The following is a 14,514-nucleotide window of genomic DNA, read 5'->3' on the forward strand; positions in this document are numbered from 1 at the left end:
GCGTATAATCGTCGGCAGCGTCAGATGTGTATAAGAGACAGGGATGAAGGCGGCGCCGATCATGGCGGCGACGGCGGTCAGCAGGATCGGCTTGAAGCGGATGGCCCCAGCCTCCAGCACCGCCTCGCGCAGCGGGGTCCCGCGCTCCCTCAGATGGCGGATGAAGTCCACCAGCAGGATGGAATTGCGCACGATGATCCCGGCCAACGCGATGAAGCCGATCATCGAGGTGGCCGTGAAGGCCGCTCCGAACAGCCAATGGCCCAGCACGATTCCGATCAGGGTCAGCGGCACCGGCACCAGGATCACCAGCGGCAGCTTGAAGCTCCCGAACTGGGCAACGACCAGCAGATAGATGCCGAGGATCGCCACCCCGAAGGCCGCCCCCATGTCGCGGAAGGTGACATAGGTGATCTCCCACTCGCCGTCCCACAGCAGGACGGGCCGGCTCTGGTCGTCCGGCTGGCCGTGCAGCCGGATCTCCGGCGCGGCGGCCAGCCCGGCGGCGGGCCAATCGACGGCCTTCAGATGCTCCTGCACCGCCAGCATGCCGTAGATTGGCGCCTCGAAGCGCCCGGCCAGATCGGCCATGACCATCTCCGCGAAGCGCCCGTTGTGGCGGAACAGCGTGTGGGAGGCGGGTTCCCGCGTCATCGTCACCAGATCGCCCAGCTCCACCGTGCCGCGCGCCCCCGGAACCGGGGTGGAGAGGAGGCGTTCGGACAGGAACAGGCCGGAGCGCGGCATCTGCACGGCGATCTCAATGGGCGTGCGCCCCGCCCCGCGGTGCGAGTAGCCGACGGGAACGCCGCCGGTCAGCGCGCGCAGCGTGTCGTAGACGGCCTGCTCCTCCACGCCGTGGAACTCCAGGCTTTCGCGATCCAGCGCGAAACGCAGCCGTTCGCCGGGTGGGCGGATGCTGTTCTCCACGTCGACGATGAAGTCCACGCCGCGGAAGGCGCCCTCCACCGCCAGCGCCGCCTTGCGCCGGGTCTCCGCGTCGGGGCCGTAGACCTCCATCAGCAGGGTGGACAGCACGGGCGGGCCGGGCGGCACCTCGACCACCTTCAGCACGGTCCCGGCGGGCAGGGGGAGGGTGGAGAGCCGCGCCCGGATGTCGAGCGCGACCGCGTGGCTGTTGCGGGCCCGCTCGCTCTTGGGGGCGAGATTGACCTGCAGGTCGCCCTGCTCCGGCTGGTCGCGCAGGTAGTAATGCCGGACCAGACCGTTGAAGTTGAAGGGGGATGCGGTCCCGGCATAGGCCTGGACGCTGGCCAGTTCCGGCAGATCGGCGATCTTCCCCGCTGCGGCGAGCAGGGCGCGCTCCGTGTCCTCCGGCGCCGCGCCGCGCGGCAGGTCGAGCACCACCTGAAGCTCCGACTTGTTATCGAAGGGCAGCAGCTTGACCGCCACGTCCTTGGTGTAGAACAGCGCCGTCGAGGCGAGCGTCGCCACCCCGACCGCCAGCAGGAAGATCCAGGCCCGGCGCTTGCTGCGGACCAGCGGGCGCGCGGCGGCGCGGTAGAGGCGCCCGAGCCGCCCGCCGTCCTGCTCGCCGTGTCCGGTCCCGTGCCCGCTTGCCGGAGACTCCCCCGGACGCAGCGCCACCATCAGCCAAGGCGTCAGCACCATGGCGACGAAGAAGCTGAAGACCATGGCCGCCGAGGCGTTGGCCGGGATCGGGCTCATGTAGGGGCCCATCAGGCCGGAGACGAACATCATCGGCAGCAGGGCGGCGATGACCGTCAGAGTGGCGACGATGGTCGGATTGCCGACCTCCGCCACCGCCTCGATGGCGGCCTGGACCTTGCTCCGCCCGTCGCGCATTGACCAGTGGCGGTCGATGTTCTCGACCACCACGATGGCGTCGTCGACCAGGATGCCGATGGAGAAGATCAGGGCGAACAAGCTGACCCGGTTGATGGTGTAGCCCATCAGCCAGGACGCGAACATGGTCAGCAGGATGGTCGTCGGGATGACCACCAGCGTCACCAGCCCTTCCCGCCAGCCGATGGCGAGAACGATCAGCCCGACGATGGTGACGGTGGCGAGCGCCAGATGGAACAGTAGCTCGTTGACCTTCTCGTCGGCCGTCTCGCCGTAGTTGCGGGTGACGGTCAGCGTCAGGTCCTTGGGAAGCCCCTCCGCCTGGATGGCCTGGACGCGCTCCAGCACGCGGTCGGCGATGGTGACGGCATTGGCCCCGGCGCGCTTGGCGATGGCGATGGTGACGGCGGGGGTGCGGACCAGCCCGCCCTTGCCGTCCGGCACCAGATGCCAGGCGCTGCTCTCGCCGGGCCGCGCCCCCGCCACCACGTCGGCCACGTCCTTCACATAGACGGGCCGCCCGTCACGGGTGGTGACCAGAAGCAGCCCGATGTCCGCCGTGCCCTGGAGCGTCTGGCCGGCGACCACCGGCAGGCTGCCGCCCGCGCTGCGCACCGACCCGGCGATGAAGGAGCGGTTGGCGTTCTTCACCTTGTCCACGAGCTGGTTCAGCGTGACGCCGTAGAGCGCCAGCCGCTCCGGGTCGGGCTCCACGCGGATCTGGTCGGGCTGGCCGCCGACGATGAAGCTGCGCCCCACATCCTCCACCTGGACGAGCTGGCCCAGCAGGTCGTCGGCCACGCCGTGCAGGGCATTGTCGGTCCAGCGCCCGGCGGCCTCCGCCCTGGGCGACAGGGTGAGCGTCAGGATGGCGACGTCGTTGATGCCGCGCCCGACGATCAGCGGTTCCGGGATGCCCAGCGGAATGCGGTCCATGCTGGCGCGCACCTTCTCGTGCACGCGCAGGATGGCGTCGTCGGACGGGGTGCCGACGAGGAAGCGCGCGGTGACCACCACGCGGTCGTCCATGGTCTGGCTGTAGGTGTGCTCGACCCCGTCGATGCCCTTGACGATCTCCTCCAGCGGCCGGGTGACCAGCTCCACGGCGTCGCCGACCTTCAGCCCGTCCGCCTGGACGAGGATGTCGACCATGGGGACGCTGATCTGCGGTTCCTCCTCACGCGGCAGCGACAGCAGGGCGATGGCGCCGACCGCCAGCGAGGCGAGCAGCAGCAGCGGGGTCAGGGGCGAGCGGATGAAGGTCCGCGTCAGCACCCCGGAAAGGCCGAGCCTCATGGCGTCCCCCTCACGAGCCCGCCGGGCGGACGATGACGTCGCCGGGCTTCAGGCCGGACAGGATCTCCAGCCCGCCGGGCCGGTCGCCGACCGTGGGAATCTCACCGCCCGCCTGAACCGGGACCTCGGTCCCGTCAGCCAGCCGGACGAAATCGGTGCCGAAGCGGCGCAGCAGCCAATCCGGCGGAATCACCACCGCGTCGCGCGTGCCGGTGGCGACATAGACCCGCACCCGCTCGCCGACGAAGAAGTCGCCCAGGCCGCTGACCGTGGCGTCGGCGACCACCCGACCGCCGGCCATCTCGGGATAGACCTGCCGGACGGCGCCGCGCGCCAGCGCCGTGGCGCCGGGATCGGTGACGGTCACCGGAGCCAGCCCGCGCTGGCCGACCAGCACCGGGTCGCCCTCCTTCAGGAAGCGGGCGTGCCGCTCCGGCAGGCGCAGCCGCAGGATGTAGGTGTCGGTGGCGATGCTGGCGACCGGCTCGCCCGGCATGACCACGGCGCCGGCGATCACCTTGACCTGAAGGATGCGCCCGGCGGCGGGGGCCAGCACCTCTCCCTCCCGCGCCTGTTGGGCGACGACGGAGCGTTCGGCCTCCATGGCGGCGATCTGGGCGCGGGCGACGTCCAGCGCGGCCTGCGCGTCGTCCAGCCGCTGCTGCGTGCCGGTGCCGCTGGCGCGGAGCTGGCGGGCGCGTCCAAGCTCCAGCTCCGCCTGATGCTGCTGCGCCTTCAGCGCCTGGATGCGCGCGTCCAGCGCGGCGAGTTGGAGCGGCAGCTTGGGGTCGTGAACGGTGGCGATGACCTGCCCGACGGTCACCTTGTCGCCCTCCGTCGCCTTCAGGTCGGCCACGGTGCCGCCGATGCGCGTGCGGGCCAGCGTCTCGCGCACGCTTTCCACGGTGGCGAAGACGGCCTTCAGATCCTCCACCGAGCGCGGCTGCACGGTCAGGCTGTCGGGCTCGGCCGCCGTCGCGGACAGGGGAAGGAGGGCCGCCAGCAGGGCGACGGCGAGCAGCGCCTTGCGGACCGGCGTGCGTGGAGGAAGGGAGCGGGGCATGGCGGGCCACTTCGGACGGGAGGAGCGGAACTCAGGGCGTCTTGATCCTATATTTTAGACATTGCTAATTTAGCGTCAACGAATAAAATGCGAAAGCCAGCCGGCAGTCCGTCCGGCCTGAAGGAGACCGCCTCATGAGCATCGACCGCATCGTCATGGCTTTCGCCGGGACCGTGATCCTGCTGAGCCTCGCCTTGTCCCAGCTTCACGGCCCGAACTGGCTGTGGCTGACCGCCTTCGTCGGGGCCAACCTGCTCCAGGCGGCCTTCACCGGCTTCTGTCCGCTGGCGATCGTGCTGAAGCGGATCGGGCTGCGCCCCGGCATGGCCTTCGAGTAGGCGCGGGCCGGGCAAGGCGGGGCATTCGACCAAGACACACAACCGGGCAGCCCAACAGACCCGGATCTTCCGGAGAGGAAACGGATATGGCCCACATCGTCGTACTCGGGGCGGGCATCGGCGGCATACCGATGGCCTACGAGCTGAAGGATCGGACGCGGCCCGGCGACCGGATCACCGTCGTGTCGAACAGCGGCCAGTTCCAGTTCGTGCCGTCCAACCCCTGGGTGGCGGTCGGCTGGCGCAAGCGCGGCGACATCACCGTCGCTCTGGCGGAGCCCTTCGCCCGCAAGGGCATCGCCTTCAACCATTCCGGCTGCCGCGCGCTGCGGCCCCAGGACAACGCGCTGGATCTCGGGGACGGGACCAGCCTCGGCTACGACCAACTCGTCATCGCCACCGGCCCCGAACTGGCCTTCGACGAGATCGAGGGCTTCGGGCCGCAGGCCAACACCGTCTCGATCTGCCACGTCGACCACGCGGAGGCGGCGGCCCAGCGGTGGGAGGCGTTCTGCCGCAACCCCGGCCCGCTGGTCGTCGGGGCGGTTCAGGGGGCGTCCTGCTTCGGTCCGGCCTACGAGTTCGCGATGATCGCCGACGCCGACCTGCGCCGCCGCAGGATCCGCCACAGGGTGCCGATGACCTTCGTCACGTCGGAACCCTACATCGGGCATCTCGGGCTGGGCGGGGTAGGCGACACCAAGGGACTTCTGGAATCGGCGCTGCGCGAGCGCCACATCCAATGGATCGCCAACGCCCGCGTCGACCGCTTCGAGCCCGACACGGTCCACGTCACGGAGGTCGATGCCGACGGCAAGGACAAGGCGCGGCACATGGTGAGCAGCCGCCTGACCATGATGCTCCCCGCCTTCCGCGGCATCGCCCCGTTGCGCGGTGTGGAGGGGCTGGTGAACCCGCGCGGTTTCGTGCTGACCGACCGCCACCAGCGCAACCCGACCTTCCGCAACGTCTTCGGCGTCGGCGTCTGCATCGCCATCCCGCCGGTGGAGAAGACCCCCGTCCCGGTCGGCGTTCCGAAGACCGGCTACATGATCGAGACCATGGTGACCGCCGCCGCCCACAACATCCGCGCCATCCTGGACGGCAGGGAACCGACGGAGGAGGCGACCTGGAACGCGCTCTGCCTCGCCGATTTCGGGGACAGCGGCGTCGCCTTCGTCGCCATGCCGCAGATCCCGCCGCGCAACGTCAACTGGTCGTCGCACGGGCGCTGGGTCCATCTCGCCAAGGTCGGTTTCGAGCGCTACTTCCTGCGCAAGGTGCGCAAGGGCATCGGCGAGCCGGTCTATGAACGCTACGCGCTGAAACTGCTGGGCCTGACGCGCGTGCAGCCGGACGCGCCGGCCACGCTGGACGGGTAAGGAGCCATACGGATTGAAAGTGGCCGGGCGTGGGTGTATGCGGCGCAAGGGAGAAGCCGACGCCCCCGCGACCGCTCCCGTTCACCGGCCCCGTCCGAAGGAAGCCATGCCCCCCACGCTCCGACCGGTCCGCCTGACGCTCGCGCTGGCCGCGATGCTCGCCGCGGTGGCCCCGGCCGGGGCGGCGGAGCCGCCGATCCGCGTCGGCGTGCTGGCCTACCGGGGCGGCGACCACGCCAACGCCGTCTGGGAACCGACCGTCCGCTATCTGGCGGACCGCTTTCCGCAACGCGGGGCGGAGATGGTGCCGCTCGACCTGCCGGGCATGGACGCGGCGGTGGCCGCCGGCGGCGTCGATTTCGTGCTGACCAACACCGGCAACTATGTGGAGCTGGAGGCCCGCCACGGCGTCACCCGCATCGCCACGCTCCATTCCTCCCGCTCCGGCGCGTCGGGGGCGGCGGTGGGCTCGGCGCTGATCGTCCGCGCCGGGCGCGACGACATCCGCAGCCTCGCCGACCTCAAGGGCAAGACCGTGATGGCGGTGGACCCCGACGCCTTCGGCGGCTTCCAGGTCGCCTGGGCGGCGCTGCTGACCGCCGGGGTCGATCCCTACGCCGACCTGAAGGAGCTGCGCTTCTCCGGTTTTCCCGTGGACCGCGTCGCCTTCGCCGTCCGCGACGGCGCGGTGGACGCCGGCGTGCTGCGCGCCTGCGTGCTGGAGGAGCTGGCCCAGGAAGGCCACCTCGACCGCGCGGGTTTCCAGGTCGTCGGCGCCCGGACGGAGCCGGGGTTCGGCTGCGCCCTGTCCACCGGCCTCTATCCCGACTGGCCGCTCGCCCGGCTGGCCAACACGCCGGAGGATCTGGCGAAGGCGGTGGTGGTCGCTCTGTTCCAGATGCCCGACGGCCATCCGGCGGCGCTGGCCGGCGGCTACGAGGGCTGGACGGTGCCGATGGACTACCAGCCGGTCCATGGCCTGTTCCGCAGCCTGCGCATCGGTCCCTACGAGCATCTGCGCGACGTCACCCTGCTCGACCTCGCGCGCGAACACTGGCACTGGCTGGCGCTGGCGGCGCTGGCCCTGTTGTGGTGGGCGGTCCATTCGCTGCGGGTGGAGCATCTCATCAAGGTGCGCACCGCCGAGCTGCGCGCGGCCAACCGCGAGCTGCGCCGCGAGATGGCCGAGCGCCATCGCGCCGAGGAAACCGCCCGCGAGCGGCAGAAGGAGATGGACCACGTCGCCCGCCTCTCCATCCTCGGCGAGATGGCCAGCAACATCGCTCATGAGCTGAACCAGCCGCTGGGCGCCATCGCCAACTACGCGCGCGGCTGCACGCGGCGGCTGGAGGCCGGGGTGGGCAGCCCCGCGGAGTTCGCCGAGGCCTCCCGCGCCATCGCCACCCAGGCCGACCGCGCCGGGCAGATCATCGCCCGCATCCGCGACTTTGTGCGCAAGCGCGCCGTCCAGTTGGAGCCGGCCGACGTCAACGGCGCGGTGGAGGCGGCGTTGCAGCTTTGCGAGGGGCGGGCGCGCAGCGGCAACATCCCGGTCACCCGCGCACTGGCCCCCGGCCTGCCGCCGGTCCTGGCCGACCGGGTGCAGATCGAGCAGGTCGTCCTGAACCTTGTCAAGAACGCGCTGGATGCGATGGATGGTCTGGCGGACGGCGAGGCGGGGGAGGGACGCGGCGTCACCGTGCGCACCGGGCTGGACGTGGAGGGGCGGGTGGAGATCGCCGTGTCCGACCGCGGGCATGGCCTGTCGGAGGACGCGCGGGCGCGCCTGTTCGATCCCTTCTTCACCACCAAGCCGGGCGGCATGGGGCTGGGCCTGTCGATCTGCCGAACCATCGTGGAAAGCCATGGCGGCCATCTCTGGGCCACGGACAATCCGGGCGGGGGCGCCGTGGTGCGCCTCGTCCTGCCCGCAGCGGAGGAGAAGGTCGATGCAGGCTGACGCGGCCCGCACCGTTTACGTGGTGGACGACGATCCGGCGATGCGCCACTCGCTGGGCTGGCTGATCGGCTCGCTGGGCGTGGCGGTGGAGTCCTTCGGTTCCGGCGAGGAGTTCCTGCGCGCCGTCCGCGCCGACCGGCCCGGCTGCCTCGTCACCGACGTGCGCATGCCGGGGATGAGCGGGCTGGAGTTGCAGGACACGCTGGCCCGCGCCGGGTCGGTCCTGGCCGTCGTGGTCATCACCGGCCACGGCGACGTGCCGATGGCCGCCCGCGCCTTCCGCGCCGGGGCGGTGGACTTCATCGAGAAGCCCTTCAACGACCAGCTCCTCCTCGACCGGGTTCACGAGGCGCTGGAGACGTCCCGTCGGGCGTGGGAGGCGCAGGCGCGCAAGGCCCATGTCCGCGCCCTGCTGGCCCGCCTGACCCCGCGGGAGCGGCAGGTCGCCGATCTGGTGGTGCAGGGCAAGCCGAACAAGGTCATCGCGGCGGAGATCAACCTCAGCCTGAAGACGGTGGAGGTCCATCGCCACAACGTCATGGATAAGCTGGAGGTCGCCTCCGTCTCCGACCTGACCCGGCTGCTTCTGGAAGCGGAATAAGGGTCAGACGGCCGCCATCGCCTGCCGCACCCAGCCGAGCAGGGCGGGCAGCGGCATCGCCCCGGCGGTGCGCGCCACCTCGCGCCCATGGTGGACCAGGACGAGGGTCGGAATGCTGCGCACGCCGAAGCGGGCGGCGAGATCGGGGGCAGCCTCGGTGTCGACCTTGGCGAGCCGGACGTGGGGCTCCAACTTGCCGGCGGCCTGTTCGAAGACCGGCGCCATCATCCGGCACGGCCCGCACCACTCCGCCCAGAAGTCGATGAGCAATGGCAGGTCGCTGCGCTCGGCCTGGGCGGTGAAGCGGGCGGCGGTCAGCGCGATGGGTTTGCCCTGGAACAGAGGCTGGCCGCAGCGGCCGCATTTGCCGGCGCCGGGCTGGTCCAGGCGTGCGCGCGGTAGGCGGTTCAGGGTGTCGCAGCTTGGGCAGGCGACGTGCAGAAGGTCGGACATGGCGCGGCTTCCCTCCAGGACGGGCGTCTTTATCAGCGTGATCTAATGCAGCGTCCGTGAAGCGCAAGAGGCCGCCGGCGCGGGACAGGGCTGCGGTCGGCGCCCCTTTTCATTGTGGGGTCAAGCGAGTGGCACGACCCTGCGATGTGCGCCTTCGGCATTGCGGTTGGCGGGGCGCTGTTCCTAGAATGCCGGCCCGTGGCCCTTCCCTCTCCGGGAGCGGCCAAGCCCTTCCGCAGAACCGCGATTCCGAATGAAGCCTTCCTTTTCGTCCGCCTCCGCCGCCGGCTGTTCCTCCGTGGACGATTCCGGTTCCGCCCTGGCGCGCGCGCGGGCTCTGACGATGGGGTGGGGGCCTGGAGCACGGGGATTGTCCGCGCTGTCCGCCACCACGGTCCCGGCGCCGTATCGGGCGCTGCTCGACCACGACCGCGGCATGACTGCCGTCCTGTCGGAGCGGTGGGGCGAGCCGGTGGGCGTGCGGGTGCTGCGCCAGCGGACGGAGCCGGACGGGACGGCGCTGCAGCGCGACATCGTGCTGACCGTCGGGCCGGATGCGCTGCCGGTGGAACTGGCGAGCATCCGCATCGCGCTCGGCGGCTTTCCCGCGGCCTTCGCCGAACAGCTTCGCGAGGGGACGGAACCCTTCGGGCGTCTGCTGGCGCGGAACGGAATCGCCTTCTCGGTGCAGGTGCTGGGTCTGTTGACCGCCCCAGCCGCCGACGTCTGGGCTGCGGAGGGGCGCGTGTCCAGTGGCGCCACGCTGTACGGGCGCCTCGGGCGGCTGGTGCGGGCGGACGGCTGGACCATCGCGGAAACGGTGGAACTGCTTCCCCGCGCCTGAGGCCCGATGTCGGACAGCGTGCCATCCGGCGGAGCATCTGCTAAACCTGCGAAACCGTTCACGTCCTCCGCATCGGTGACCATGACCGCTCCGCATCTCCCCTATCTGTCGCAGTTCTCGCTGGAAGGCCGGGTGGCGCTGGTCACCGGGTCCGGGCGCGGGCTGGGTCTGGAAATCGCCCGCGCCATGGCTGGGTCCGGCGCCCATGTGCTGCTGAACGGGCGTGACGCCGCGCGGCTGGAACCGCAGGCCGAGGCCATCGCCGCGGCGGGCGGACGGGCCTCGGTGCTGGCCTTCGACGTGGCCGACCGGGACGCGGTGCGGGACGCCTTCGCGCGGATCGGGCAGGATCACGGGCGGCTGGACGTGCTGGTCCAGAATGTCGGGCAGCGCAACCGCAAGCCGCTGACCGACTTCGCGGATGAGGAAATCAGCGAGCTGCTCAACGTCGATCTGGCCGCTGGCCTGATCCTGGCGCGGGAGGCGGCGCGGCTGATGCTGCCCCAGGGCTTCGGACGGCTGATCACGGTGACATCCATCTCCGGGCAGATCGCCCGTGCCAACGACGCGGTCTATGCCGCCGCCAAGGCCGGGCTGGCCGGCATGGTGCGGGCGCTCGCCGCCGAGTACGGTGCGAAGGGCCTGACCAGCAACGCCATCGCGCCGGGCTTCTTCGCGACGGAGACCAACGCCGGCATCATCGGCAATCCGGCCCTGTCCGCCTATTTCGAGGGACGCACCCCGATCGGCCGCTGGGGCCGCCCGGAGGAGATCGCCGGGGCCGCGGTGTTCCTGGCCTCGCCCGCCGCGTCCTACGTCAATGGGCATGTGTTGGTGGTGGACGGCGGCGCCACCATTCTCATGTGAAGGCCGGTCTTACAGGAAGCAGCACCGCCATGCTGGCGATCCCCTTGTCATGCGCCGATCCGGCGGAGGCCTTCCGCGCCCTGTCCGGACAGCCCTGGTCGATGCTGCTCGACAGCGCCGCCGCGCACCCGGCCCATGGCCGCTACAGCTACATTGCCGCGGAGCCCTTCCGCACCCTGGAGTCGCTGGACGGGCGGGCGCATCTTGATGGCCAACCGGTGGACGGCGACCCCTTCTCCGTGCTGGCGGAGGAGCTGGCGCGCCACGCCCGGCCGGAGGGGCCGCCGGGACCGGCGCCCTTCTGCGGCGGGGCGGTCGGCTTCATCGGCTACGAGGCGGGGCTGCGGCTGGAGCGCATCCGCCCGCGCCACGCCAACCCCGGCGGCCAGCCCGAGATGGCCTTCGGCTTCTACGATGCGGTGGCCGCTTTCGACCATGCGGAGCGCCGCGCCTGGGTGATCGCCGCCCGTCCGGAGGCCGAGGACCGCGCCCGCGCCCTGGCCACCCGGCTGGAGGGCGGCGGAGCGTCCCCCCTCGGCCCCGTCCCAGCCGCCCCCTGGCGGAGCGAGCTGGAGCGCGACGACTATCTGGCGCGGGTGGAGCGGGTGCTGGAGTACATCCGGGCCGGCGACATCTATCAGGCCAACTTCACGCAGCGCTTCCTGGCCGAGCGGCGCGACGGGCTGGACAGCTACGCGCTGTACCGGCGGCTGCGCGCGATCAGCCCGGCGCCCTTCGCCGCCTATCTCGACTGCGGCCCGCGCCTGTGCATCGCCAGCGCCTCGCCGGAGCGCTTCATCCGATTGAGCGCTGCGGGGGAGGTGGAGACGCGCCCGATCAAGGGCACCCGCCCGCGCTACGCCGATCCCGCCGTGGACGCCGCCGCCGCCGCGGAACTGGTGGCCAGCGTCAAGGACCGGGCGGAAAACCTGATGATCACCGACCTGCTGCGCAACGACCTCGGTCGGGTGTCGCGGGTGGGCAGCGTCCGGGTGCCGACGCTCTACGGGCTGGAGAGCTTCGCCAGCGTGCATCACCTCGTCTCGGTCGTCACGGCGCGGCTGCGGCCCGGCCTGGGGGCGGTGGACCTGCTGCGGGCGGCGCTGCCCGGCGGCTCGATCACCGGGGCGCCCAAGATCCGCGCCATGCAGATCATCGACGAGCTGGAGGTGGCGCGGCGCGGCGCCTACTGCGGGTCCGTCGCCTGGCTCGGCTTCGACGGCGCGATGGACAGCAGCATCGTCATCCGCACCCTGTCGGTCACGCCGGATACGGTGTTCGCCCAGGCCGGCGGCGGCATCGTCGCCGATTCTGACCCGGCGGACGAGCATGAGGAGATGATGGTCAAGATCCGCGCCCAACTCCGCGCGCTGGGGGAGACCCAGGGATGAGTCCGGCCATGAACGTCGTCTGGCTGAACGGGCGCCTGCTGTCGGCGGAAGAGGCGCGGATCGACCCGGCAGACCGCGGCTTCACGCTGGGTGACGGGCTGTTCGAGACGATCCGGGTGGCCGGCGGCACCGCCCGCCATCTCGACCGGCATCTTGCCCGGCTGGCGGACAGCGCGGCGCTGCTCGGCCTGCCGCTCCCCCAAGGCGCGGCAACGCTGACGACCGCGGCCGAAGCGCTGATCGCGGCGCAGGGTTGCGTTGAGGGTGTGCTGCGGATCACGCTGACGCGGGGGACCGGAGCGCGCGGCGTGCTGCCGCCGGCGGACGCCGTGCCGACGCTGCTGATGACGCTGGCGCCCGCGCCACCGCCCGTCGGCGCGGTGGAGGCGGTCATCACCCTCTGCACCCGGCGCAATGAGCATTCGCCGCTGTCGCGCGTGAAGTCGCTGAATTACCTGGACTCCATCCTCGCCCGGCAGGAGGCGGCGACGCGCGGCGCGGGGGAGGCGCTCCTGCTCAACAGCGCGGGCCGTCTGGCCGAGTCCAGCGTGGCGAATCTGTTCATCGTCCGGGATGGGCGCCCGCTGACCCCGCCAGTCGTCGAGGGCGCGCTGCCGGGCATCCGCCGCGCGCTGATCCTGCAACGGGGCGATGCGGGGGAGGCGCCGCTTTCCGTCGCCGACCTGCTGGGGGCTGAGGAAGCCTTCCTGACCAACAGCCTGGGTCTGCGCCCGCTGCTGCGCGTCGACGGGCAGGCCATCGGCGCCGGAAGGGTGGGGCCGGTGACGGCGGCCCTGCTGAAGGACATCGCGGCGGAATAGAGAGCCCGGTCACGGACGAAGGTAGGACCAGCCCTCTTCCTGAAGCTGCATCAGGCGGACGACTCCGGAGGGCACCAGCTTGGCTTCCGGCACCATGGGGACCTCGCCCTGCTCGACGCGGATCATGCCGTTGCGGGTGTTCTCGCAGGCGGAATAGGTCAGGGTCGGCAGGCTGCCCTTCAGCAACGCCAGCCGGTCCTTCACGGGTGAGCGGTCAGCGCGCAGCATGTGCAGGCCGGGGCCGAAGGTGACCAGCTCGACCTCCACCGTCTCACCGATGTTCTTGTAATATTCGATGATGTTCTTGACGTTGTTCAGCGCCATGTTCATCAGCGCCGGGTCGTTGCTGCTGACCTGGATGGCGACACGGTGAACGCCGGGCTGGTCCGCCGCGGCCTTCCGCCCCGCCATGGCCGCGGTCATCCCGGCGAATCCGGCCAGAGCCAGCGCCGCCCGGCGCGTGGAGCGCATTGCCATGTCATCCTCCCTTCCGCTGTGGGGGCATCCGCTGTCCTAGCACAATGACCCCGGACGCCGCTTGTTCCCGAAGGGAGAGGCGCCGCAACGGAAGGGGGAGGGCGTCAGCGGCGCAGGGCGTGTTTGGCGGCCTGAACCATCATCATCTCCCCCACATTTTCGGGCGTCACCAGACCGACCAGCCGGCCGCTGCCGTCATCGACGCCGACGGCGGGCAGGCTCTTCTCCTGCATCAGGCGCAGCGCCTCCTCCAGCTTGCCGTGCCGGTGGATTACCGGGATATCGGGGCGCATCACCTCCAGCACCGGCGTGTCCGGGCCGCGGTCGCGCAGGGCGCGGATCAGGTCGTCGCGGGTCAGCACGCCGCGCAGCTTGCCAGCCCCATCCACCACGGGAAACTCGTGCTGGGTCGTCCGGATCAGGCATTGCACCGCGTCCTCCAGCACGCCGGAGGGCGGCAGCGTTTCGAAGCGGGTGACCATGGCGTCCGACACGACCACGCCATGGGTGATCTCGCGCATCTGCACCGCGTGCGCCTCCGACGAGGCGCCCAGATAGACGAACAGCGCGATGAACAGCAGCATCGGGTTGCCGAACAGCCCGAGCAGCCCCAGCCCGATGGCCACCGCCTGCCCGACCGAGGCCGCCACCTGGGTGCCGCGGACATAGCCCATGCGACTCGCCAGCACCGCCCGCAGCACGCGCCCGCCGTCCATCGGGAAGGCCGGAATCAGGTTGAACAGCGCCAGGAACAGGTTCACCACGGCCAATCGGGACAGCACGTCGATGCCGGCGTTCCGCACCTCCGCCGCCTCCGCCGGCACGAAGCCGCCGAGTGCGGCATAGAGCAGCGCCGCGATCACCAGATTGACCGCCGGCCCGGCCAGCGCCACCACCAGCTCCTGCGAGGGCTTTTCCGGCAACCGCTCCAGACGGGCCACCCCGCCGATGGGCAGCAGGGTGATGTCCGGTGTGCGGACGCCGTAGCGCCGGGCGGCGAAGACGTGCCCGAACTCGTGCAGCAGCACGCAGAGGAACAGCAGCGAGAGGAAGACCACCCCCTCCAGCGCCGCCGGCCAGCCGCCCTGCGCGTGGTAGGCGGCGCCGATCCACAAAAGGAACAGGAAGAAGGTGATGTGGATGCGGATCACCGTGCCCTTCACGGTGCCGATGGGGATCGACCAGCTCATCCCG

At 71.1% G+C, this 14,514-nt stretch carries 13 protein-coding genes; 8 read left to right on the forward strand and 5 right to left on the reverse strand.

Annotated elements, in window-relative coordinates:
• Nucleotides 1-3,123, reverse strand: a 3,123-nt coding sequence (locus Q4I23_RS05845) for an efflux RND transporter permease subunit (protein WP_498525576.1), incomplete at its 3' end; no start/stop codon positions are given.
• 10 nt (nucleotides 3,124-3,133) lie between these two features.
• Nucleotides 3,134-4,186 carry an efflux RND transporter periplasmic adaptor subunit gene (locus Q4I23_RS05850; protein WP_498525577.1) on the reverse strand — a complete coding sequence of 351 codons (1,053 nt, stop codon included), beginning with the start codon at nucleotides 4,184-4,186 and terminating at the stop codon, nucleotides 3,134-3,136.
• 134 nt (nucleotides 4,187-4,320) lie between these two features.
• Between Q4I23_RS05850 and Q4I23_RS05855 the strand changes: the two genes are divergently transcribed.
• From Q4I23_RS05855 to Q4I23_RS05870, 4 genes are all read left to right on the forward strand, one after another.
• A complete protein-coding gene (locus Q4I23_RS05855; protein ID WP_454016268.1) occupies nucleotides 4,321-4,524 on the forward strand; it encodes a YgaP family membrane protein in 204 nt (67 codons plus the stop codon).
• An 86-nt stretch (nucleotides 4,525-4,610) separates the two neighbouring features.
• On the forward strand, nucleotides 4,611-5,906 hold the full coding sequence (locus Q4I23_RS05860) for an NAD(P)/FAD-dependent oxidoreductase (protein WP_498525578.1): 1,296 nt from the start codon (nucleotides 4,611-4,613) through the stop codon (nucleotides 5,904-5,906).
• A gap of 106 nt (nucleotides 5,907-6,012) precedes the next feature.
• Nucleotides 6,013-7,866 carry a sensor histidine kinase gene (locus Q4I23_RS05865; RefSeq protein WP_498525579.1) on the forward strand — a complete coding sequence of 618 codons (1,854 nt, stop codon included), beginning with the start codon at nucleotides 6,013-6,015 and terminating at the stop codon, nucleotides 7,864-7,866.
• Nucleotides 7,856-8,467, forward strand: a complete 612-nt coding sequence (locus tag Q4I23_RS05870; protein ID WP_145624798.1) for a response regulator transcription factor — start codon at nucleotides 7,856-7,858, stop codon at nucleotides 8,465-8,467. Before Q4I23_RS05865 ends, Q4I23_RS05870 begins: the two co-directional genes overlap by 11 nt.
• A 3-nt stretch (nucleotides 8,468-8,470) precedes the next feature.
• On the opposite strand, the gene trxC is transcribed toward Q4I23_RS05870, so the two are convergent.
• Nucleotides 8,471-8,920, reverse strand: a complete 450-nt coding sequence (gene trxC / locus Q4I23_RS05875) for a thioredoxin TrxC (protein ID WP_498525580.1) — start codon at nucleotides 8,918-8,920, stop codon at nucleotides 8,471-8,473.
• 370 nt (nucleotides 8,921-9,290) lie between these two features.
• On the opposite strand from trxC, the gene Q4I23_RS05880 reads away from it, so the two are divergent.
• The 4 genes from Q4I23_RS05880 to Q4I23_RS05895 all read left to right on the forward strand — a co-directional run bounded on the left by Q4I23_RS05880 (nucleotide 9,291) and on the right by Q4I23_RS05895 (nucleotide 12,843).
• A complete protein-coding gene (locus tag Q4I23_RS05880; RefSeq protein WP_498525581.1) occupies nucleotides 9,291-9,764 on the forward strand; it encodes a hypothetical protein in 474 nt (157 codons plus the stop codon).
• Between the two features lie 81 nt (nucleotides 9,765-9,845).
• Entirely contained in the window at nucleotides 9,846-10,631 is a 786-nt protein-coding gene (locus Q4I23_RS05885; RefSeq protein ID WP_498525582.1) for an SDR family oxidoreductase, read from the forward strand.
• Between the two features lie 29 nt (nucleotides 10,632-10,660).
• Nucleotides 10,661-12,022 carry an aminodeoxychorismate synthase component I gene (gene pabB, locus Q4I23_RS05890; protein WP_498525583.1) on the forward strand — a complete coding sequence of 454 codons (1,362 nt, stop codon included), beginning with the start codon at nucleotides 10,661-10,663 and terminating at the stop codon, nucleotides 12,020-12,022.
• The gene (locus Q4I23_RS05895) at nucleotides 12,019-12,843 is read left to right on the forward strand and encodes an aminotransferase class IV (RefSeq protein ID WP_498525584.1); all 825 of its coding nucleotides are present in this window, start codon (nucleotides 12,019-12,021) and stop codon (nucleotides 12,841-12,843) included. The genes pabB and Q4I23_RS05895 overlap by 4 nt, the downstream gene beginning before the upstream one ends.
• A gap of 9 nt (nucleotides 12,844-12,852) precedes the next feature.
• Here the strand turns inward: Q4I23_RS05895 and Q4I23_RS05900 are convergent, their stop codons facing one another.
• Nucleotides 12,853-13,320, reverse strand: a complete 468-nt coding sequence (locus Q4I23_RS05900) for a DsrE family protein (RefSeq protein WP_498525585.1) — start codon at nucleotides 13,318-13,320, stop codon at nucleotides 12,853-12,855.
• A 104-nt stretch (nucleotides 13,321-13,424) separates the two neighbouring features.
• Entirely contained in the window at nucleotides 13,425-14,510 is a 1,086-nt protein-coding gene (locus Q4I23_RS05905) for a site-2 protease family protein (RefSeq protein ID WP_454016276.1), read from the reverse strand.
• Nucleotides 14,511-14,514: the final 4 nt, after the last annotated feature.

The sequence above is a fragment of the Azospirillum sp. UFLA03-27 genome (assembly GCF_059803775.1).